Genomic DNA, 511 nt, shown 5'->3' on the forward strand with positions numbered 1-511 from the left:
CTAGGTTCTGTCGCCAAAGCTGGTGAACGGCTGACGTGACCGCATCTGGGCAGGGTGACGATACGCACCCTGCTGACGGACGTGATGTGGACCCGGCTTGAGCCCCTGTTGCCGCCGCAGAAGCCCAGGACCGGGCGGCCCTCGATTGACCATCGCAGGTTCATCGAGGCCGTGCTCTGGCTGGCTCGCACCGGCTCGCCCTGGCGGGATCTGCCGGCCGAGCTGATGAACTGGCGCACCGCCTGGCGGCGTCTCCAGCGATGGACCCAGGCGGGCATCTGGAGCCGCATCCTGGGTGGCTTACGTGGCCTGGCAGCGGACGCTGGCTGGCAGCTGCACATGCTGGACAGCACCGTCATCCGTGCTCATGCGCATGCGGCAGGGGCACGTCGCTCGGCAGGCGAGCAGGCACTTGGCCGCTCCCGCGGCGGCTTCTCGACCAAGCTGCATCTTCGCGCCAACGCCCATGGCCGGCCGGTAGCGCTGCACCTGACGGGTGGCGAGCGTCATG

At 68.9% G+C, this 511-nt stretch carries 1 protein-coding gene; it reads left to right on the top strand.

What is annotated here, in order from left to right; genetic code table 11:
- Positions 1-54: 54 nt before the first annotated feature.
- A partial coding sequence (locus tag EQG76_RS31500) for an IS5 family transposase (protein ID WP_159719137.1) occupies positions 55-511 on the top strand: 457 nt, incomplete at its 3' end.

The organism is Geminicoccus flavidas, from assembly GCF_009806515.1.
GTDB lineage: Bacteria > Pseudomonadota > Alphaproteobacteria > Geminicoccales > Geminicoccaceae > Geminicoccus > Geminicoccus flavidus.